The organism is Methanobrevibacter ruminantium M1, assembly GCF_000024185.1.
Lineage (GTDB): Archaea > Methanobacteriota > Methanobacteria > Methanobacteriales > Methanobacteriaceae > Methanobrevibacter > Methanobrevibacter ruminantium.
Genome location: NC_013790.1, coordinates 2,872,710 through 2,894,990, shown reverse-complemented (window position 1 = coordinate 2,894,990; position 22,281 = coordinate 2,872,710). Strand labels below are relative to the sequence as shown.

5 protein-coding genes are annotated in these 22,281 nt (G+C 35.1%); 1 reads left to right on the top strand and 4 read right to left on the bottom strand.

Annotation, left to right across the window (positions count from 1 at the left end):
* Positions 1 to 108 precede the first annotated feature (108 nt).
* A complete protein-coding gene (locus MRU_RS11270; protein WP_012956980.1) occupies positions 109 to 3,783 on the bottom strand; it encodes a bifunctional glycosyltransferase/CDP-glycerol:glycerophosphate glycerophosphotransferase in 3,675 nt (1,224 codons plus the stop codon).
* A 709-nt stretch (positions 3,784 to 4,492) separates the two neighbouring features.
* On the opposite strand from MRU_RS11270, the gene MRU_RS10955 reads away from it, so the two are divergent.
* Complete coding sequence (locus MRU_RS10955; RefSeq protein ID WP_012956979.1) at positions 4,493 to 8,029, top strand: bifunctional glycosyltransferase/CDP-glycerol:glycerophosphate glycerophosphotransferase; 3,537 nt, start codon at positions 4,493 to 4,495, stop codon at positions 8,027 to 8,029.
* 204 nt (positions 8,030 to 8,233) lie between these two features.
* Here MRU_RS10955 and MRU_RS10950 read toward each other — a convergent pair whose 3' ends face one another.
* The 3 genes from MRU_RS10950 to MRU_RS10940 form a co-directional block, all read right to left on the bottom strand.
* Positions 8,234 to 9,283 carry an acyltransferase gene (locus MRU_RS10950; protein ID WP_012956978.1) on the bottom strand — a complete coding sequence of 350 codons (1,050 nt, stop codon included), beginning with the start codon at positions 9,281 to 9,283 and terminating at the stop codon, positions 8,234 to 8,236.
* Between the two features lie 300 nt (positions 9,284 to 9,583).
* Entirely contained in the window at positions 9,584 to 11,767 is a 2,184-nt protein-coding gene (locus tag MRU_RS10945; protein WP_143714380.1) for a Tex family protein, read from the bottom strand.
* Between the two features lie 936 nt (positions 11,768 to 12,703).
* On the bottom strand, positions 12,704 to 21,910 hold the full coding sequence (locus MRU_RS10940; protein ID WP_171776176.1) for a DUF11 domain-containing protein: 9,207 nt from the start codon (positions 21,908 to 21,910) through the stop codon (positions 12,704 to 12,706).
* Positions 21,911 to 22,281: the final 371 nt, after the last annotated feature.

Sequence of the window (22,281 nt, the reverse complement as noted above, 5' to 3'; positions counted from 1 at the left end):
ATTCTTTTTTAGGTTTTTAACATTCTCTTTATTCATATCTTTTAATAATTATTGCAATATTGCATTTTATTTATTTTTGCATTTTATTTATTTTAATAAAACTTCTTATTATTTCTTATTCTTCTTTTTATCTATCACTTTATTAAATATTTTCTCTGATGAGTTTTCACATTCATACTGATTAAATCTTTCTTTGAAGCTTCTTCTTAAATCCTTATATTTCATTTCAGTCTTTTCAATATTTAAAATGGCTTCCTCAACCTCTTTTGAGCTATGTAAAATAGGTCCAGGCTTATTTGATTCAATATCCATATAGAATCCCCTAAGCTTTTCATCATATTCTTCCAAATCATATGCAAACAGTATTATTGGCCTGTCTAAAATGGCATAATCAAACATTACAGAGGAGTAATCGGTTATTAGAATATCTGAAATCAGATACAGCTCCTCGATTGAGCCATATCCTGAAAAGTCATATACGAAATCATCATCCAGAGGCTGTTTCCAGCCTCCCGCTGAAAAGTGATGCAATCTGAGAATCAATATGTATTCATCCTTCAGGCTTTCCTTAAAGGACTTCAAATCCAGCATCAAGTCAAAATTGTTTTTAAAGCGCCATGTAGGGGCATAAAGGATTACTTTCTTATCTGATGGAAGCCCCATCCTTTCTTTTATTGATTGAATGTCTTCCTTATTGTTTTTTGTATATAATATGTCTGTTCGAGGATATCCAAATTTTAAGAAGTCCTTTTCATATTTAAAACATGTTCTGCTTATCTCTGCAACATAATCGCTTTGCACAGTGAGGTAATCCCAATTCTTATTCTTTTTGATATAGTCCTTTTGGCTCTTTTTGGTTGGAAACTCTCCTGGGGCGTCCAGTCCTATTGTCTTTAATGGAGTTCCATGCATGGTCTGTATTTCAACCTGGCCTTTTCTTTTTATGAAATGCTTCTTAAAGTTTACATTATTGATTAGATATTTTGAAGTTGCGAGGTAATAGAGGTATTTCAGTGAAGATCTTCTTACGCATTTTCCATTTCCTTTGATAGGGTAATGCTCATCCTTAAAGGACCAGATGCATTCATAGTGAGGGTAGTTTTCGTCTATGTATTCATAAAGGTATCTTGGATTGCAGCTGTATTTTCCACCCCAGATTGACTCAAACATTATGCGCTTTTTATTTATAGGCAGTTTTGAAAACAATTTATAGGATATTTGTGAATGTTTAAGCCTTTTTCCAGGGGTGTCTTCATAGACTGGCCATCTTTTTAAGACTTTTAGTTTTAAGAAGCCTTTTAAATCATGATAGACCTTATATTCATAGTAGCTTTTAGAGATGGTTTTATCATCACCCTTGAAAAGATAGAGTTCAGTTGAAAATCGGGATTCTTCATTGATTTTATTGTTTCTTCCTTCAACTGGAACTGGTTCATTTTCGGTTTTTTCTATTTTATTATTTTCTTTTTCTTCTTTTGAGACTGAATCATATTCACTTTCATCTACTTCTTTATTTACAATTGCTTCTTCTTCTGTAGAAGTTTCATCATAAGCATATTCCACATAGAGATCATGAATCTTCTCATATAGGTTTTTAGTAATCTCCTTATTTGAAAAGTCTATGCTGAATTTTATATCTCCGGTTTGCCTATCTATCATTCCATCAGATAGTATGTAATTCTCTTTGCTTGAATCGTCTTTAAAGTATAGTTTGGCTGTTTTTATTCTATCTGCTTTATATGTGCTTCTTGTTTCATTAAACCTATTGGAATATAATTTGGCATCAATATCAATTCTGTCCCTATTTTGTCTGATATCTAAAACTTGTGTCAAGCTATCAAAATAATAAATGTCCAAGTAATAATCATTTAAGGTACTAATAAGACATTGTCCATATTTGGAATCTAATAATATAAGTTCTTTTGACTTGTATATGGAATTTTCCCCATCACAAAGTATTTTACCTGGCTTCTTCTTTAGCTTTCTAATATCTATCTGGTAGCTTTTATCCTCGTTGTCATATTCAAAAGCTATTTTTTCTTCTTCATTTATTGAGTCCGCTTCGTAATAAATGTATAAATTTCCGATATGGTCGCTATCTAATTTTAAAACATTTTCATCTAGTCTAATCTCTTTAAAGTAGTTTTTTAAAGGGAGTGCTTCAATAATGATTTCATCCTTCAAGGTATATCTAATGAGGAAATAGGTGTTTTTATAGATTACAGCTTTCATATTGGTTTTTTGACGAATGTCCTTTTTCGCATATCCTAAAAAGAAATTTTGACAGAGTTCCTTTTTTTCATAAGATAGGAATGGGCTTTGATAGATGCCATTTAGCTTGAAGTCTACAGATATTCTATTCTCTCCAAAGAAGTCCTCATCATCACATATTTTAGAGAATGGTATGAAGATCTTATATCCTGCAGCATCATATGAAAATCCTCTTCCAAACCTTATGTTGAAGGAGCTTATGTTTCCAGTTTCAACATCTTCTGAATCTATCTTGATCTTTTTATGGCTATTGGCATTTGTCAGATGGAATCTGTGCTCTCTGTCCTTAAAGTTTTTGATATCCAGTCCTGGAATAAGCATAAATCCTCTTATTAGAAATCCGTCATCCCTAATCTCAATGTCTTGAATGTATTTTCTATTGTATCTTTCCCTGATGTATTGGTCTATGTAAAATGGGCTTTGCTTAAACACTTCCTTATCTGCATTGAACATTATATGTCCGTTTTTTTGATAGACCTTTGTCTCCTTTATATTTTCAGCCTTGAAGTTCAATATTGAAACTATCTTGTCAATTTCATCATCCATCAGATATTCATATTTTAACCTTTCATACTCATTCAAGTACTTGAATTCATCAGCATCTATGTTATTTTGGATGTAATCTCGGATTAGTGACATTATTTTATATCCCTGTTCCTTATCCATGCTTCTTAGCTTTCTAATAAAAATAAGAAGGTCGGTTTTAAGCCATTTCATTGTTTTTACATGGCGGAGCCTTTCATCATCAACATTCTCATCGAAAAACTTGTCCACCAGCCCCATGACATAAAGCCTGTCTTCGAGATTTTTAATTTCGGTGGTTGTTTGTGTAATCGATTTGGATTTTCCTTCCCTTATTCTCCATAAGTAGCAGTTTTCGTAGACTATTGAAACGTTGTTTGCTAGAAAATGCATAGGTATTGTTACAGGTATGTCCTCATAGAGTATTCCTTCGGGAAACTGGAAATTATGTTTCTTCCAGAAGCTGTGCTTGATTAGCTTGTTCCAAGCGGTTGTATCATAAAAGAGTTCTGGGCTTTCGCTGATGTGTGTTTTCTCTTTGTTTCCATTGAAAGCTATTTTATTAATGTTTGAAATCTTGTATTTTTTTGAATTAAATCTCCAGAATCCTCCAATGGTCATATCGCTATCGTTTCTTATGGCTGTTTTATACATCCATTCATAGGCATTTGGAGAAAGCTTATCATCTGAATCAAGGAAAATTATGTAGTCCCCTTCTGCAAATTCGCATCCGTAGTTTCTGGCATGGCCTAATCCTTGATTGACTTCATGGTGGTATTCAATGTTTTCGTAGTTTTGGGCATATTCTTTTGCGATTATAGGGCTGGAATCTGTAGATCCGTCATCTATCAGTATTATTTGAAGATTCCTTTCATATCCGTCAGTCAGTTCCATATCATTTATGGTCTGATTAACGACGGATTCAAGGCACTCCTCTAAGAATTCGTAAACATTATAAATGGGAATGATCACGCTTACTCTAGTTTTCATTTCAATTCTCCATAATTAAATCTTAATGGGGACGTTTTTTAATCATTATGCAATGCTTTTTGTTTGGTCTTTGTTTTTTGATGTTTTTTTCTTTTTGCAATGCTTTTTGTTTGGTCTTTGTTTTTTGATGTTTTTTTCTTTTTGCAATGCTTTTTGTTTGGTCTTTGTTTTTTGATGTTTTTTTCTTTTTGCAATGCTTTTTGTTTGGTCTTTATGGTTGTTAATTTATATTATTTTATTTTTACTATTTACTCGATTTAATTTAATATAAGTATGATTTTATATAAATAATTTAACTTTATTTCTTAATTTATTTTGTAAATATAGCCTAAATGAAGTGCATCTTAAAATTAACTAATTTACAATAAAATTGAATAGAATTTTAATTTAATTCCTTATTAAAATGGAAAAAGATTTAGAAAAAGTATTTTAAATTTAAAAATGCTTATTTATATATTTAAAAAGAAACAAATATAATATTTGACTGTATCCTTCATGCTTAATTTAGTAAAGATTTTGTTTTATAAAAATTATTAATTTATTATGGATATTTGGATTTATTTTTAATCTATTTGGGATATTTAGTTTTATAATTAATCTATTTAGGATATTTGGATTTATTATTAATTTACTCATGATATTTATTTTAGAATTATCATCATGCTTTATTTAAAAAGATTTATACTTAAAAGAAAGGTTCAGTGATTAAATGAAAACCAGAATTAGTGTCATCATTCCAATTTACAATGTTCATGAATTCCTAGAGGATTGCATAGAATCTGTCTTGGCACAGACTATCAATCATTGGGACCTTGTAGATGATTATCAAAGGAATCTTCAAATCATTTTAGTGGATGACGGCTCTACCGACGACAGCGGTGAAATTGCTAAGTCTTATGCAGCCAAATATGAAAATGTTGAATACAGATATGAGGAAAATCAAGGATTAGGCCATGCAAGAAACTACGGATGCGAATTTGCTGAAGGGGACTATATCATTTTTATAGATTCAGATGACATCATTCCTCCAAAGGCATATGAAAGGATGTATCGCATTGCGCTTAAAAATGACAGCGACCTTACTATCGGATCTGTATGGCGATTTAATTCAAAGCTGACTTGGGCTTCCAACATTCATGAAATCGCTTTTGGCGGAACAAAAGAGCTTACTCACATTAAGGAAAGCCCTGAGCTATTTTATGACACCACTGCATGGAACAAGCTTATCAAATTTAGCTTTTGGAAAGAGCATGGTTTCCAATTCCCTGAAGGAATACTCTATGAAGACATTCCAGTTACAATGCCTATGCATTATTTGGCAAACAATGTTTCAATAGTCTATGAAAACTGCTATTTATGGAGAGTGAGGGATGGAATATCCAAATCAATAACTCAAACTACAGATGACCTGAAAAATGTTGAGGACAGGCTTTATGTCATGGGATTGGTGGATAAGTTCTTTAACGAAAATGTCAAGGAAGAGGAATTGCATAGGGTAAAGAATTTGAAATGGATAAAGAACGATTTGATGATCTTCATCAATAAGCTAAAAAGCATGGACATAGACGAGTCTCAAGAAATCATTGACCTTTTGCTTGATTATATCGACCGTAACATAGACCCTAAATACTTTGATGAGATAAATGAGATTGAAAAGCTCAAGTATGAATATTTGTTTGAAAGGGATTTTGACAGACTATTGAAATTGCTTAATTATGAGCATGTTAATTTCTATACTTTAAATATTCACTCAAAAGGTTCCGATGTTGTCATTGAAGGAGATAAGGACGTTTTTAAGACATCATCATTCATTGTAAACGATTTCATTAAGGAAGGGAAAAAAGCAAAGTACATTCAAAAGGTCAATCTAGAGGAAGAGGCATTGGAAGTCAGCGGTTTTGTAGTCATTCCCGGTTTGGAGGCAAAGGAATTCAAGGATGTGGAATATTCCTTTTATTTGGTAAATAGCGAAAATCGCAAGAAGATTGCCTTGCGTCATGAACAGATTTATTTGGGTAATATCAATTCCTATCGTCTTCGTTTTGGAAAGAAATTCTCTTATAAGGCTGCAGGATATACGGTATTTGTTCCTTATGAATTGATTGAAGACAACGAGGACTTCTTAGGAGAAAATAAAATCATAGTGGTCTTTAAGCAAAGGGGAGTCACTCATAATATTTTTGCAGGAAACGCTAAAAAGAATGTCCGCAGCAGGAGCGAAAACAGGGCGGTTCTCATTGGAAAAACATATATGTCCATTGGATATGATAAGAATAACGAGATTATAATCAATGTTTCAAAAGCCAGACATTCTTATGATAGGATAGAGATTGAGGATGATGATCTATGCATATTCGGCCCTTATGATGGGGATGTCTTCCTCCATTACAATAAAAGTTTCATCAGTCCCGAAAGCAATATTCCATTTGCTTATGATGATGGCAATCAGTGTTACCGTTTAGATTTAGATAATATTCGGTCAACAGAAGGCCAGATTCTATATGATAATGGAGAATCCCTTGTTTATAAAGATAAAGAGCTTTTATGTTTGTATTCTTCTAAAGGCCAATGTGTAATCAGCAGTCTTTTGGATCATAATATTAAGATAAATAAGTTTAAGAATTTTTCATTAGTCTCTGAGATTAGTGAAAGAAATAATGAGATAGATATTGTTTCAAGGCTTCACTCTTTAGACCTTGGTGATAGACAGTTGAAGTCTGCAACCCTTTATTTCTTTTTAGATAAGAATCAATCTTCTTATCCTATTGCAGAGGCTAAGATAATTAAAGATGTTTCTACTACACAAGATAGTCATATTGGGGATAATGCTTACATTGATGATAAGGATAGTGAGGATATTGATTCTTCTTCCCTTAATGGAGAAAATACTTATGAATTGAATTTTAAATTCAATATGAACAATAAGATAATCACAGAAAATCTTTATCATGGTTACTTTGATCTATTAATTCGCTATGATTTTGGCGATTTGGTCTTTTCAACACCTATACATCTTTTGGATGATTTCAAGGCCCTTCTTAAGAAGAAGGTATTTCATTTTACTATCTATAGGGGAAATGCTTGGACTTTAAGGATAAGGGCAAAGAAAAAATGGAATTGGTGGGATGGCAGACCTAGAATATATACAAGAGCATATAGAATCTTCAAGCACTTGCCAATCAATAAGAAACGAATAATGTTTGAGTCAATGTGGGGTGCAAAATACAGCTGCAATCCAAGATACCTTTATGAATACATAGACGAAAACCACCCTGACTATGAATGCATTTGGTCCTTGAATGATGAGCATATCCCTATTAACGGAAATGGAATTCGCGTAAGGCGTTGGACTCTAAAATATTTCTATTATCTTGCAACTTCTAAGTATTTTGTTGACAATGTCAATTTCAATGAGCGCTATGAAAAGAGGGAGCCTCAAAGATATGTTCAAACAATGCACGGAACACCTTTAAAGACATTGGGATTGGATGTTCCAGGGGATTTCCCTACAAAAGCAAGTGAGGAACGCTTCATTGAAAGATGTAGCCGTTGGGATTATATCACTGTTCAGAGCGAATATGTTGAAGACATTGCCAGAAGCTGCTTTAAGTTCGATAAGGACTTCTTAAGATATGGCTATCCTAGAACAAGCATGCTTTATACAATGAACAATGAAGAGGACATAAATAAGATAAAGGAAAGAATGAACATTCCTTTAGATAAGAAAGTGATTCTTTATGCCCCTACTTGGAGAAAGAAAAATAAGGTGGAAATCATGTTGGATTTCCAGTCATTTAAGGAAAGCCTCTCCGATGATTATATCTTGATTCTAAGGCTCCATCATTTGATGTTTTCAGCTGATTTTGCCCCTATAGAGGATGATTTTGTTTATGACCTTTCTAGACATGATTCCATAGAGGAACTGTATTTGATTTCAGATATTCTTATCACTGATTACTCCTCTGTAATGTTTGACTACTCCATTTTAGATAGGCCTATAATTCTTTTTGCTTATGATTTAGAGGATTACGCTGAAAAGCTAAGAGGATTTTATATTGATATTCAAGAGAATAAGCCCGGCCCTATTTTGTTTAGCTCAAAAGAAGTGGAGGATGCCATCAGTAATATTGAAAAAACAGAAGAGGATACTAAATATCTTAGAGAAGAGTTTAGAAATAAGTTCATTCCTTATGAATGCGCTAATTCTTCTGAAAAGATCTTTAATGATTTGGTTTCTGGAAAATAATATTCTGGCAAGTATCTAATTAATTTTAAATATTTTCTAGATAATTTATTTTTTTTTTTTTTAAGATTTTTTATTCATATACTTTTTCTTATCATATCAAAAATCTTATCATATCAAGAAAATTTATATATATTCCTTTTTTTACCTTTCTAAGGAGATAGGGGAGCAATCGCTAGACTTATCCAAGCCTATATTATTATTTTCTTAGGAATAACCTGATACATATTTAATATATGGTATTTTACATAATATTACAATGATAATCCAACTGACCAAGAAGATGATTATGGAAATCAAGGGAATTGCTAAAAAGACTTGACTGCCTGTTAAATTCATTGGCTGTATATAATAATAAACAATGACTGTAGGAATTAGATTAATTAAATACATTCCATAGCTTGCCCTGCTTACTGAAAGAACAAATTTTGAAATGATATTTGATTCTAAAAACTTCTTGATTGGTGAAAAGATACCTTTTGAAGCTTCATAAATGCTCTTACATAATAAGAAGAATGAAGCTGCTTGCAAGATTCCTATGAAGCTGACATCTAGCCATGAAGATAGGATGACTGATTGGCTGGCAACAAAATTTTCAGTTATAGGTATGTATCCTAACTGGCCGCAAATCTTTATGGATGTAGACAATATGAATAGGATTATGGAAATGACAATCATCTTGCTTGTACTGAGATTAAAGTCTTTTTTAGATAAGTAATAACCTAAAACCAAATATCCTAATGGGGATAAGAACAAAGTCAAGTAAAAATATTGTTTTATTTCAAAGAAGTAAGTAAATTGATAGAATATTGATGCAAAGATAAATATGTAAATGAAATATTCGATTTCTTTCAATGATGAATGTTGAATATATTTATTTATTATAGGTATGCTTAAATAAACACCTAAGATTGTCCAGAAATACCATCTGAAAGCAAATATGTTTTGCTGTTCATGGGTATGGTTAGTCAATGCTATGAATATGAATGTTATAATGTAAAAAAACAGGAAAGGATATGTTATTCTATTTATTCTTTTTTTTAAAAAAGAACCGATTTCAATATCCCTATTTAAAAGAAGAGCTCCGCTTATCATTATAAAAACAGGAACTCCGAACCTTACAATACTTGATAATGAATATACTTTTATGCCCATGACTTTTGCTTTGGGCCATACTAGAAACACATGCAATGCTATGATTGAAAAAATAGCGAAAAACTTCAATAAATCAATGTATTGTAATCTGACTCTTTCCATGGTAAAGTTTATGTATTGAACATTATTTAAATTTTTTTATAAACTGAAAACAAGAAATTTAAGAAAACTATTATTTTTCACTTATTGCATATTTATCCCTCCTTTTTATGTTTTTAAAAATTATAAATTAAATCTAGGCTCTTTTATAAGTAAATAACCTTAGATAAAAGATTTTCTAAAATAATCTAAATTAAGTTATAAATTATTTTAGATTAAAATCTTCTAATTTAATCAAAATTTAGCTAAATTAAGTTATAAATTATTTTAGATTAAGATCTTCTAAATTTAATCAAAATTAACTTAAATAATCATAGATAACTGAATCCTACGTTTTGGAATGTCCACATCCAAGACCTTAACATCAATTATGTCCCCTACACTTACAAAGTCCATAGGATGATTTACGTATTGGCTGTCTGTTATCTCTGACTTGTGAACCATGCCATCCTGATGGACCCCAATGTCTACAAAGATTCCAAAGTCAACTATGTTTCTTACAGTTCCGCTTAATACCATGCCCTTTTCAAGGTCTTCCATTGTTAGAACATCCTTTCTAAGGATTGGCTGAGGCATCTCATCCCTTGGGTCACGGCCAGGTTTCTTAAGCTCCTTTGCAATGTCCTTCAATGTTATTGAACCTATTCCTAGTTCTTGGGCCATGTCCTCAAACTGCTTGTCTGTAAGGTCAAGGTCTGATTCCTTTATCTTCTTATTCTCTAAATCCTCAATAGAATAGCCTAAGAAGCTTAAGAAAGCTATTGTTGCCCCATAGGACTCTGGGTGTACTGTGGTGTTGTCCAATGGATTAGGGCCTTTGACTTTCATGAATCCTGCACATTGTTCGAATGCCTTAGGTCCAAGCTTCTTGACATTTAAAAGCTCATCCCTTGTATAGAACTTGCCGTTTTCCTCCCTATAGCTTACAATGTTCTTGGCCACTGTCTTGCTTATCCCTGCAACATGCTCCATGAGGGATACAGATGCTGTGTTTACATCAACCCCAACATTATTTACAGACTTTTCAACCACATTGTCAAGGGACTCACCTAGCTTCTTCTGGTTCATGTCATGCTGATACTGTCCCACTCCGATAGATTTAGGATCTATCTTTACAAGTTCGGCAAGAGGGTCCTGAAGACGCCTTGCTATTGAGATTGCACTCCTCTCCCCTACATTATAGTCTGGGAATTCCTCTGTTGCAAGTTCGCTTGCAGAGTATACGCTTGCTCCGGCCTCATTCACTATCACATACTGAACGTCAAGGTCCTTTATTATGTCTGCTACAATCGCCTCGGATTCCCTTGAAGCGGTTCCGTTACCGATTGCAATGATGTTTATATCATATTTGAAAATAAGGTCGCGAACAGTTGAGCGGGTTTCAGCTATCTTGTTTTGAGGCTCTGTTGGATAGACCACTGTAGTGTCAAGGACTTTCCCATATTCGTCAACAACTGCAAGCTTGCATCCTGTTCTGAATGCAGGGTCCCAGCCAAGGACAACCTTGTTTATGATAGGGGCCTGCATCAGGAGCTGTTCAAGGTTTTTTGAAAAGAGCTTTATAGACTTGTCCTCTGCCTTTTCAAAGAGCTGATTTCTAAGCTCCCTTTCAATGGCAGGAGCTATAAGACGTTTATAGGAGTCTTGTATGGCCTCTTTAAGAGTCTCTTCAGTATACTTGTTATATATAGGCTTTGTTGGCTTTCCGCCCTTATTGATAAGCACATGTCTGGTAAGATAGCTAATTATATCCTCTTCAGGAGCGCTTATCTTAATTTTCAGGAACTTTTCCTTCTCTCCTCGGTTGATTGCAAGCACCCTATGGCTTGCAATCTTGCTGACCTCTTCGCTATATTCATAGTACATGTCATAGACTGAATCTGCATCCTTGTCCTTTGCTTCAGAGATTAGTTCTCCATCTTCATAGCTTAGCTCACGAATTAGGGAGCGGAAGCTTGCATTGTCAGATATGATTTCAGCGATAATGTCTTGTGCACCGCCGATTGCCTCTTCCACAGTGTTTACTCTTAATTCCTCTTCTACAGAGTCATCCTTTGTAATGTAGTCTTCAGCGATTTCCTCTAATGGAACCTCGATTTCCTGTGCAAGGATAATGTTTGCAAGCTCTTCCAAGCCCTTTTCCTTAGCTATTGTTGCACGGGTTCTGCGCTTTGGCTTGTATGGACGATACAAGTCTTCAAGCTCTACAAGTGTTTTGCAGTCAAGGATGGATTGCTTAAGTTCATCTGTTAGTTTGCCTTGCTCTTCGATTGAATTCAACACTGTCTCCTTTTTCTCTTCAAGGTTTCTAAGGTATTTTAGCCTGTCATCGAATTTACGTAGCACTTCATCATCGAGGGAACCTGTAAGTTCCTTTCTGTATCTTGCAATAAATGGAATGGTGTTTCCATCATCTATAAGTTTTATAACGCTTTCAGCCTGTGATATCTTTATATTAAGTTCTTGTGATAATGTATCAGCAATCATCATGTTTGTTTTTCCTCCTCGTAAAATTTAATCCAAAATATATTTTTTAAATTCCTATTTTAATCAAAGTTTTAGATTATAAAGTAAATCATCTATTATCTTCATTTTTTCATTGAAATTTAAGTTATATATTAAGTTATTAATTAAGTTATAAATTAGTTTTAAATTAAGTTAAAAAAATTTAAGATTATAAAAATAATATAATTCTATTAATTTTTACCTTAATAATTTTATAATTCTGTCTATATTTATAATTTTTTAATTTCATAATTTCATTAATTTTTTAGATAAAATTTTTTTATTCCTTCAATCATAATTTCATTAATTTTTTAGATAAAATTTTTTTATTCCTTCAATCATAATTTCATTAATTTTTTAGATAAAATTTTATTATTCCTTCAATCATAATTTCATTAATTTTTTTTATAATGTTAATTCATCGAATTTTAAATTTTTTTCAATTTCTAATTTTTTCACTTTTTGAGCTCTTTCTACCATTTATGGTATATGTAATATTTTGAAAAATAATATTTGAATATATAAATCAATTAAATTAAAAGTAGCTATTTTTATTTTATACATATTCTTAAATTACCATCAAAATAATCAACTTCAAAATAAATTAGATGCAAGTTATCTGAGTTTAATAAATTGTTTAATCATTAATATAAAATTCTTTTTAAAATCGTTAAAAAATTAGTTTTTAATGTGAGTAAAAATTCTATTAAAAATTACTGAAAATGAAAATTAGTTCAGTTATAAGATTAGTAAAATTATTTTATTAAAATTAGTTAAGTTATTAAGATTAGTAAAATTTAGTTTTATTAAAATTAGTTAAGTTATTAAGATTAGTAAAATTTAGTTTTATTAAAATTAGTTTTTTAAAAAAAATTTAAAAATTGGGAAAAATAGAATTTTCCCAATTAAAAAATGTGTTTAACTTTTCCTTCTAAGTGTTACGCCAACAATTGCAAGTAATGACAAGAGTGCAATTAGTATTGGATTACCTGTAGGTAGCATCTTGATTGGAGGATTGTCTCCGATCACGATTACAGTTGCTGAGTCATTGTTGTTTGAAGTGTCGTTGTCGTAAGTGTCACTTTCGACGCGTGCTTCGTTAACAATTTTTCCAGTTGTTAATGCTCTGACGTTTACTTTAAGGGTTACTTCTTCACCTAATGCCATGTCTCCGATGGCCCATTTGCCTGTTTGAGGGTTGTAACTTCCTTTGCTTTCGTTGAAGCTTAGGAGTTTCACTCCTTTTGGCAATACGTCGTATACACGAGAGTTTACTGCTGTATCAGGACCAAGGTTGACAACGGTAATAGTGTAAGTGAAGTTTTCTCCTACATAAGTTTTGGTCACGTTAGCTGTCTTGGTGAGTTTCAAGTCAGCGATTGAAATGACTTTTATAGAGCTGTTGTCACGGTTGTTGGATTTGTCCGGATCGTAGGTGTCTGATGAGACGACCACTTTGTTGTTGATTCTTGTGTCGATAGCGTCAACAATTGTTTCTATGGTCATTGTTACAGATTTGCCTTTTGCAAGGTTTCCTATTGTCCAGATTCCAGTTTCGTAATCGTATGCTCCGTCAGAATCATCTGAAAGGTAGATTATTCCTTCAGGTAAGATGTCTTTTGCGATTGCATTCACTGCGGTGTTAGGGCCGTAGTTTACAACTTTTATAGTCCAGTATACAAATGTGCTGTTAAGGCAGTCTTTGCCATAATGGTCATTTGTTTTTGTGACTGCTAAGTCAGCAATAGGTACTGGAGTAATGGTACAGTTTACAGTCTTGTTTGCATGTGGAGTTACAATGGTCAAGTTGTTGGTTAGGTTTCCAAGTGCTTTTGCTCTGACTCTTACTTTTATCACTGCATTTGAGTGTGCAGAGATATTGGTAATTGTCCAAGTGATCACTTGTCCTTTAACAACTTCCTTGATTAACTTAGCACCACTTATACCAACGGTTTTGACATATTCCAATCCTTGTGGCATGCTATCAATAACTGTTAACTTGTTAGTGTATTTAATGTCTCCAGTGTTTTTGATAGTCAAGCTGTATACAACGGTATCATTGTAGTAAGGAGTTGCATTGTTCACGGTTTTTTCTGGATCTGGAATGTCTATGACTTTTACAGACTTATTGGATGGGTTGTTGGATAGGTTCCAATCCCTTTCATCGCTTGTTACATTTACAGGGTTGTCAACGAATGGTGTAACCACTGTTGCAACTGAGGTGATTACCAATGTTTCTGTTGTGCCATTTTCCATGAAATCAATTGTCCATGCACGTGCGCTAGGATCGTATCTTCCTTTTGTTGTTGTGTAGTTGATGATTTCAAATTCACTTGGGAACAATTCGTCTATGACGACATTTGTTGCGTTGGTTCCATTCCATGCATTGTGGACGGTAATGGTCCAGACTGCTGTGTCGTCTAGGAAGTATACGTCCTTATTGCTGGTTTTTGTAGTTGACAAGTCAACTATTGGCTGTACATCGATTGGAGTTTCTACTTTTTTGCTGTCTCCGTTAGGGTAGTAGATTGTCCAGTTGTTGATTTCTATTCCGACTGCGTCACATCTTGCTAGTATGGTAATTACTGCGGTTGTGTTTGCTTCGATGTCTGTTACGGTCCAGGTTTGGACTTTTTCAGTGCTGTTGAAGCTTAGCACTCTTAAGCCGCTTGTGTTTACCACTCTAAGGAATGTGACTCCTTCTGGTAGGCTGTCCACTAGTGTCACGGTTTTGTTATAGGTTTCATTTGCTAGGTTTGTGACTGTCAAGTAGTATTCGATCTCTTCGTGGTAGTCTGGGACCGGTTTGCTTGCAGTCTTGTTGATTGGAGTGTCAACAATTTCTATTGTTGCGTTGTCTCTGTTGTTTGAATAGTTCCATTCTTTTTCGCTGCAGCTTACGTTTGCGACATTGGTTATGTCGGTTTTGTTGATTTTTGCGACGGATACTATTGTGAGTGTCTGACTTGTTCCGTTTGCCATGAATCCTATAGTCCAGATTCCGGTTCTGTTGTTGTATTGACCTTGTGTAACTGTGTGGGTTAGGTATTCGACTTCTTTTGGTAATATGTCGTTGACGTTAACGTTGGTTGCGTTGGTTCCGTTCCATGCATTGTGCACAGTAATGATCCAGGTTACGTTGTCGCCTATGTGGTATATTTCTTGGTCGGCTACCTTTGTAATTGACACGTCCACTATTGGTTTTACCTCGATTGTTGCGTTTACGGTTTCGCTGTCTCCGTTAGGGTAGTAGATTGTCCAGTTGTTGATTTTTGTTCCGACTGCGTCACATCTTGCTAGTATGGTAATTACTGCGGTTGTGTTTGGTTCGATGTCTGTGACGTTCCAGATTTGGTGATTGCCACGTCTTTCGAAGCCTAGTACTCTTAAGCCGGTTTCGTTTACCACTCTAAGGAATGTGACTCCTTCTGGTAGGCTGTCCACTAGTGTCACGGTTTTGTTATAGGTTTCATTTGCTAGGTTTGTGACTGTCAAGTAGTATTCGATCTCTTCGTGGTAGTCTGGGACCGGTTTGCTTGCAGTCTTGTTGATTGGAGTGTCAACAATTTCTATTGTTGCGTAGTCTCTGTTGTTTGAATAGTTCCATTCTTTTTCGCTGCAACTTACGTTTGCGACATTGGTTATGTCGGTTTTGTTGATTTTTGCGACGGATACTATTGTGAGTGTCTGACTTGTTCCGTTTGCCATGAATCCTATAGTCCAGATTCCGGTTCTGTTGTTGTATTGACCTTGTGTAACTGTGTGGGTTAGGTATTCGACTTCTTTTGGTAATATGTCGTTGACGTTGACGTTGGTTGCGTTGGTTCCGTTCCATGCATTGTGCACAGTAATGATCCAGGTTACGTTGTCGCCTATGTGGTATATTTCTTGGTCGGCTACCTTTGTAATTGACACGTCCACTATTGGTTTTACTTCGATTGTAGCGTTTACGGTTCTGTTCATACCTTCTGGTCCGTAGATTGTCCAAGTGTTGTCTTGGACTCCAATAGCATTACATACTGCAAGTATTGTTATAGTTGCTTTTGTATGTGCTGTTATGTTTGTTACGTTCCAGGTTAGGTTTTTGGTAGTGTTATCGAAACTTATTACCTTTAAACCGGTTACGTTCACTACTTTTATGAAGTCAACTCCTATTGGGAGCCTGTCGACGAGTGTAACGGTTTCGTTGAACATTATGTCTCCAGTGTTTTCCACGGTGAGGTTGTATTCAATCTCTTCGTGATAGTCTGGGGTTGGATTGCTTACGGTCTTGTTGATTAATGGATAGATGTTGATTACAGCATCGTCTACATTGTTTGTGTAGTTCCATTCGGTTTCATTACAGCTTACGTTTGCCACGTTTGTTACATTTGCTTTGGATTTTATTGCAGTGGTGTTGATCACGATTGTTCTGCTTGATCCATTGGTCATGTTGCCTATGTACCAGATTCCGGTATTATTGTTGTATGTACCATTTGAGCTAACGTATAAGACTTCTTCTGGTAATATGTCTTTAAGGGTCACGTTTGTTGCGTTTGTTCCATTGTTTGCATTGTGCACGGTTATGGTCCAAATGACTGTTTCCCCTTCGAAGTAGTTGATTTTGTCGCTTGTTTTTTCAACTGATACGTCTACTTTTGGTCCTACTACGATTGTTGCGTTAACTGTTCTGTTCATGCCCTCTGGTCCGTAGATGGTCCAGGTGTTTTCTTGGAGACCGACCAAGGTACAATTTGCTAGGATGGTTATGGTTGCTTTTGTGTTAGCTGATATGTTTGTGACAACCCATGTTAGGTTTTTGGTAGAGTGGTCGAAACTTATTACCTTTAAACCATCTTCGTTTAGTACTTTTATGAAGTCGACTCCTTCTGGGAGCCTGTCCACAAGTGTGACAGTTTCGTTGAACATTACGTCTCCAGTGTTTATCACTGTGAGGTTGTATTCAACTTCATCTCCATAGTCAGGGGTAGAATTGCTTACAGTCTTGTTAATCAATGGGTAGATGTTTATTGTTGCATTGTCAACATTGTTTGTGTAATTCCATTCTTTTTCAGTACAGTTTACGCTTGCTACGTTTGTGACATTTGTTTTGGATCTTATAGCAGTAGTATTAATTACTATTGTTCTGCTTGTTCCGTTTGCCATGTCTCCGATGTACCAGATTCCGGTTTCGTTGCTGTATGTGTCGTTGGCACTTACAAATTCTACTTCCTCTGGCAAGATGTCTTTGAGGGTTACGTTGGTTGCTGGAGTTGCATTGTTTGCATTTGATACAGTAATGGTCCAGATTACGGTTTCGCCTTCAAAGTAGTTGATTTTGTCGCTTGTTTTTTCAACTGATATGTCAACTTTTGGTTCTACAACAATTGAAGCATTTACAGTTCTGTTAGATCCTTTTGGACCTATAAGAGTGTAGTTGTTTATCTGTTCGCCAAGAATGCCTACATAGACCCTTACAATTATTGTTGCATTTGTATTTGCAGGAATGTTTGTAACGTACCATGTAATGGTGCGGTTATTGTTTTCCACAATTGTGTCGCCAACTTGATCAGCATATAGAATGCTTACGGTGTTATTGTAGGCTAGTCCTTCAGGCAAGTTGTCTACAACGGTCAATGTGTCTGTATATGGCTCTGCACCATTGTTGATTATTGTTAGGTTGTAGTCAACGTATTTGCCAAATGTTGGATTTGTTTCGTTGACGGTTTTCTGAGGAACAGGAATAATGCTTACTGTTGCGTTGTCTCTGTTGTTTTCATAGTCCCATTCGGTTTCGTTACAGCTTACGTTTGCTACGTTGGTAACATTTTCTGCAACTCTTATTGCCCGGGTATCAATTGTGATTGATACGCTGCTTCCATTGGTCATGTTGCCGATGTACCAGGAATTGGTTGCATTGTCGTATGTACCGTTTGTGCTAATATATTCGACTTCAGGAGGCAATACATCTGAAAGGTTGACGTTTGTTGCATTTGAACCGTTTCCTGCAACGGATACGGTTATGGTCCAAACTATAGTGTCGTTTATGAAGTATTCCTCTTTTTCGACTGTTTTGTTAACAGATACATCGGTATAGGTTACCGGTGTAATTGTAGCGTTTACGGTTCTGTTGTCTCCGCTTGGAGCTATGAGTGTCATGTTGTTTGTCAAGTTTCCAAGAGCATCTACATATACCCTTACAATTATGGTTGCATTGGTATTTGCCGGAATGTTTGTAACGTTCCAGGTAACTGTGCGTCCTTGGTTTTCCACAAGTGTTTCGCCGATTTGGTCAGCGTATAAAATGCCTACTGTTGTATTGTAGACTAGTCCTTCAGGCAAGCTGTCTACAACGGTTAGGATTTGGTCGTAGGTTGAATTGCCTGTGTTCATGATTGTCAAGTTGTAGTCGACATAGTCATGGTAGTAAGGAGTTGTGTTGCTGACTGTCTTGTTTGGAAGCGGGTCGACGAGTACAGATCTGTTAGCTACGTTGTTTGACAAGTCCCAGTCATAGTCTGGGGTTGTAACGTTTACAACGTTAGTGTAGTCACCTGATCTTGTACAGTTTGTTGTGAAGTTTACGTAACCTGTTACGTTTACATCAAAGTCTCTTGCGTATAATGAAAGATGGGTCAGATTGTTTGCTGTGTCGTTTACAATGGTAAAGACGACTTTTTCTGTAACTGTCTTTCTCTCTGGATAGTGCATATAATCATCTATAACCCAGATGTTAGACTCAGGATCATAGATAGTGCGAAGATCAGTTTCCTGGCCTGGATTCAATGGGTCCTCTCCCCTATGTATCCAAACCCAAGTCTTGTTGTCTTCATCATAGTATGATGGTCCGAAGTATTGTTCGAATTCTGTTGCATTGAAATGACCGTATCTTACTTCCTGACCGTTTACCATGATGGTATCATAGTACCAGTCCTCTTCAGGAATGTTGTAGCTGATGTTGTCATAGCAGACATCAGTGCTGTTGCTGTATATGACAGGTCCGAATACAGGTACAAAGTCATCAGCGTTGAATTCAGTGTAGACATAAGTGACATTGTCATAGTCAAAGAAATAATATGTCCAACTATTGGCGCTTGCATTATATCTTGCATCGCCGTAGACCCATTGCTGACTGCTTGAGTTATATACTCCGTATCTTAAGGTATTATTGTTTAAGTAGAGTGTAGCATTTGTAATTGCCTCTGTTGGGGTATAGAACATGTAGCTGAGATTCATCAATTCAAATACATTAGGCAAGTGATCGGTCATTGTCACGTTTTCAGCGTCAGTACCGTTGTCTGTGTTATGGAAAATTAATTCCCATTCTGCTATTTCGTCTTGGAAGTATTCTTCCTTGTCACTGGTTTTGTTAACCATTATGTCCATTGTATCAAGGATTCTGAAACTTGTAGAATTCATAATGAACTTATAGTTCCAATCTTCAATGTGCTCAGCCCCTACAACGTATAAACCTTTCCTTAAGGAAGATTTATTCAAGGTAGTGTTAACATTTCCGTAGATGTTGGTTCTAAATGGTGTCCTTGGCAATGCTAAATCACCATTTTCATGCTCTACCCTGAGTTCGATTTGTTGATAGTTTTCACGGTCGTCTTGGTACAATAACTCTCCTTCTCGACTGTTTTCAACGCCGTCTACAGGTTCGACATACTGGTCGGCAGGACTAGTTGTGATATTACCGAATTCACTGTGGGAATAGGTTACATTCATGAAGTGTGTTTCATTTGGTTTGTTCCTGTTGTGAATAGCATTGATAATATTGTCTCCAGCTCTGTATAAAACGTTGATTTCAATATCTTGTTCCTTATATAAGCTTTCTGCAGGGTCTGCAGTTGTAATTAACAGATAACTCCACGCTTGGTTTTCTAAGAAATGATCATTGTGAAGATAGAAGTTAGTTCCGTCTGTGTAGATTGCAGATCCGTTACGTGCCTTGTTGTGGAGGAAAGTGTTTGCAGTTGTATTTGTATCGTTTCCCCTTATGAAGATAGCTCCACCGAGACCGGTTTCCTGATCTTCGCTAATTGGAATCGCTTCATTCTCTGTGAAGTTGTTATAATTGACTTTGGTATGGTTTCCGTCAATATATACTGCTCCACCTTGATTGGTAGCATTGTTTCTGAGGAATGTATTGTTGGAAATATCGTTGATGTTTCCTTCAATGAATACTGCTCCACCGTTTGTAGCATCGTTTCCTTCAAAGTAAGAGCCGTTTACGTCAGTGTCGTGACCATAGATGAATGCACCTGATCCGTTTACAGCTGTATTGTTGATAAAGCTGGTATTTAGAATCATGGTGTTTGATCCGTTAACATAGATTCCTGCACCGTTTGTAGCATTGTTTGTTATGAATTTGGTGTCATTGTCTACCAAGGTATGGTCACCTATAATGAATACACATCCACCATTAGGAGCGGTGTTGTTGACGAATGTAGTATTGCCGATTTCTGCCCTATTTCCTTCAACGAAAATACAAGCACCAGTAGAGTCTGCATCGTTGTCGTGGAAAAGGGAATCTTTGATTTTACAATCGTTACCAACTAAATATATAGTACCGTTTTCACTGGTATGGTTATAGAACTCAGAATTAACGACAGTGGTATTGTCACCTCTAATGTAGATTGCAGCACCACAAGAATCATCTGCAGTGTTGTTGTTAAATGTACTATCTATGATTTTGGTATGATTACCATACACATAAACAGCACCTCCATAACCTGTAGGGTAAGTAGTGAATGGAGGATCAGTACTGTGAGCACTGCTTTGACCTTCAATTTTTGCAATATTGTCCTCAAAGGTACAATTATAAATCGTAATATTATTACCTTGCGTATTAACACCCAAGAATCCGTCATGAGTATTATTGATTCCACCAACCATAATAGCGGAACCTTTTCCACCGACGTTATGGATAAACTCAGTGTTATTTATAATTACATTGTTATGACTTATTCCGAGTGCACCACCAAATTCACCGGTTGCTGTACAATTAATAAAGCTACAGTTTTCCACCACTTGAGGTTCTGTAATAAATCTGGTGGTATTGGAGTAATTTCCATGTATGTAAACTGCAAACCATCGAGAAGTAATGTTGATAAAATTACAATCAACTAACTTACTTGGAACGCATGCAGCACTTATCCATTCGTCTGAAAGACAAAAAGCACCACCGTGAGTAGCAGTGCTTGTATTGATGAAGTTACATCCATACATTTCAGCACCGAATACTACACCAAACTGACCGGTACCATCAGTACCATCCCCAGGGCCGTCACCCCTGTAAGTTTGTTTGGAATTGGTGAAGTTACAATTAGTTAGTACTATTGGCTTACCACCATCATTGTAAGCTCCAGTTACGAAGAAGAGGTGCTGATAGGACTCCAGATTATTAAAAACACAATCTGTCAAATACCCGCTGTTAAAACTAAAGAATCTACCTGTACAGTTTAAATTTTCAAAAGTAACGTTAGTTAAATTAAAACCGGAATCAGGGTAATATCTAGTTCCATTACCATCCCAAACACCGTAACCGCTAAAGGCCAATGAAGTACTATCACGAGTATTTGGTTGAAATGTAGCATATTGATTTGGATTGTCTACGCTACCACCAACTACGCGAACATTTGAAATGTCTACTATTCCATCGTTCCTTACGATATTACGGAAACTATCAGTGTCATTATTATAAACTCTGGCATGGCCTCCTTCAGTATAGGTTCCACCATTCAGATAGAGTGTACCTCCCCCTTGACTGGAAATTCGTACGATTGCGTCCAGTACATCTTGGGCTGTACCTCTACTCATATTAATGTCAAGACTAAGTTTATTTGCTTGCAATGTTGCTTCTTTTCCATTTTTAGTTAAACAATCATCACTTTCAATTTCATCGTTATTTAAAGTGCCATCCTCAAGGTCCAAATTGGATGATGATGACTCTTCTGTCGAATTCGATTTGATCTCATCCAAACCCCGGTTTTCTCCAGAGTCTAGACTAGTATCGCTTATACTTTCACTAGTAGTTATATCGTTTGATACAGTTTGTGTTGATAGTTCATTCGTACTTACGTCATTTGTTACATTTTCATTTGCACTTACAAACGAAATTGAAAATATTATTATAAATAGCATTAAACTCGTAAGTAATATTCGTTTAATACTCATACTTTTTCCTCGTTTAAAACAAATTTTAGTAAATTGGTTTTCTCCTCGCTAGATACTTAAAAATTTCATCTCGCTTGAAACAAACTTTAGAAAAATTTGTTACATCTTAATTTTTAAAACTAAGAAAATTTTGTTTAACTATAGTACAATGAAAGTTTTGCTAAAATTAGTATGTAATTATAAAATTAATTATAAAATTAATTATAAAATTCGCGATGTCTCTTTACCTCTCTAATAATCGAAAAGTGTTATTAAAGTGCATATAATATACTCCTTTAATAATTGAAAAGTCTTATTAAAGTGTAAATCCTCATCTTAATTAAAAAAATTATTGAAAC

Bases quoted from the DNA above. Each gene is read 5' to 3' on its own strand.
- MRU_RS11270 (WP_012956980.1), bottom strand. From the start codon at position 3,783: ATGAAAACTAGAGTAAGCGTGATCATTCCCATTTATAATGTTTACGAA.
- MRU_RS10955 (WP_012956979.1), top strand. From the start codon at position 4,493: ATGAAAACCAGAATTAGTGTCATCATTCCAATTTACAATGTTCATGAA.
- MRU_RS10945 (WP_143714380.1), bottom strand. From the start codon at position 11,767: ATGATTGCTGATACATTATCACAAGAACTTAATATAAAGATATCACAG.
- MRU_RS10950 (WP_012956978.1), bottom strand. From the start codon at position 9,283: ATGGAAAGAGTCAGATTACAATACATTGATTTATTGAAGTTTTTCGCT.
- MRU_RS10940 (WP_171776176.1), bottom strand. From the start codon at position 21,910: ATGCTATTTATAATAATATTTTCAATTTCGTTTGTAAGTGCAAATGAA.